Below are 1,821 nucleotides of genomic sequence, written 5' to 3'. Positions count from 1 at the left end.
CTGGGTTCTGGACGCCGAAGCGTCAGATGCTCCTTAGAAAGGAGGTGATCCAGCCGCACCTTCCGGTACGGCTACCTTGTTACGACTTAGTCCTAATTACCGATCCCACCTTCGACGGCTCCCTCCACAAGGGTTAGGCCACCGGCTTCAGGTGTTACCGACTTTCATGACTTGACGGGCGGTGTGTACAAGACCCGGGAACGTATTCACCGCAGCGTTGCTGATCTGCGATTACTAGCGACTCCGACTTCATGAGGTCGAGTTGCAGACCTCAATCCGAACTGGGACCGGCTTTTTGGGATTCGCTCCACCTCACGGTATTGCAGCCCTTTGTACCGGCCATTGTAGCATGCGTGAAGCCCAAGACATAAGGGGCATGATGATTTGACGTCATCCCCACCTTCCTCCGAGTTGACCCCGGCAGTATCCCATGAGTTCCCACCATTACGTGCTGGCAACATAGAACGAGGGTTGCGCTCGTTGCGGGACTTAACCCAACATCTCACGACACGAGCTGACGACAACCATGCACCACCTGTTTACGAGTGTCCAAAGAGTTGACCATTTCTGGCCCGTTCTCGTATATGTCAAGCCTTGGTAAGGTTCTTCGCGTTGCATCGAATTAATCCGCATGCTCCGCCGCTTGTGCGGGTCCCCGTCAATTCCTTTGAGTTTTAGCCTTGCGGCCGTACTCCCCAGGCGGGGAACTTAATGCGTTAGCTGCGTCACGGAATCCGTGGAATGGACCCCACAACTAGTTCCCAACGTTTACGGGGTGGACTACCAGGGTATCTAAGCCTGTTTGCTCCCCACCCTTTCGCTCCTCAGCGTCAGTTACGGCCCAGAGATCTGCCTTCGCCATCGGTGTTCCTCCTGATATCTGCGCATTCCACCGCTACACCAGGAATTCCAATCTCCCCTACCGCACTCTAGTCTGCCCGTACCCACTGCAGGCCGGAGGTTGAGCCTCCGGATTTCACAGCAGACGCGACAAACCGCCTACGAGCTCTTTACGCCCAATAATTCCGGATAACGCTTGCGCCCTACGTATTACCGCGGCTGCTGGCACGTAGTTAGCCGGCGCTTTTTCTGCAGGTACCGTCACTTTCGCTTCTTCCCTGCTAAAAGAGGTTTACAACCCGAAGGCCGTCGTCCCTCACGCGGCGTTGCTGCATCAGGCTTGCGCCCATTGTGCAATATTCCCCACTGCTGCCTCCCGTAGGAGTCTGGGCCGTGTCTCAGTCCCAGTGTGGCCGGTCACCCTCTCAGGCCGGCTACCCGTCGACGCCTTGGTGAGCCATTACCTCACCAACAAGCTGATAGGCCGCGAGCCCATCCCCAACCGAAATTCTTTCCAGACGCAGACCATGCGATCACGTCACATATCCAGTATTAGACGCCGTTTCCAGCGCTTATCCCAGAGTCAGGGGCAGGTTGCTCACGTGTTACTCACCCGTTCGCCACTGATCCCACAGAGCAAGCTCCGTGTTCACCGTTCGACTTGCATGTGTTAAGCACGCCGCCAGCGTTCATCCTGAGCCAGGATCAAACTCTCCGTAAAAAAGAAATGCATACGAACACCGGGAAAACGATGAACGCAGCGAGTTTGATGCTGACCAAAGAGACAAATCATTGCTGACTTCATCCATTGCCAGCCCCCGGAAGGGCTGGTCTTTGATCCAAAGGAATTCTCACCCAGCCGAAGCTAGACGAGGATAATTTGGCATTTGACAAGTGCACGCTGTTGAGTTCTCAAGGATCGGATGCTCCCACGACCCAGTCATCACAACCAGGCCCGCAGGGCAACTTCTCTATCTTACC

1 rRNA gene is annotated in these 1,821 nt (G+C 55.4%); it reads right to left on the bottom strand.

Annotated features, from left to right (window positions below):
• Window positions 1–37: 37 nt before the first annotated feature.
• Window positions 38–1,561: ribosomal RNA gene (locus tag L978_RS18080) — 16S ribosomal RNA — on the bottom strand.
• Window positions 1,562–1,821: the final 260 nt, after the last annotated feature.

It is taken from the genome of Microbacterium sp. ZOR0019, assembly GCF_000800925.1.
Classification (GTDB): Bacteria; Actinomycetota; Actinomycetes; order Actinomycetales; family Microbacteriaceae; genus Microbacterium; species Microbacterium aurugineum.
This window is presented reverse-complemented; position numbering and strand designations above follow the sequence as displayed.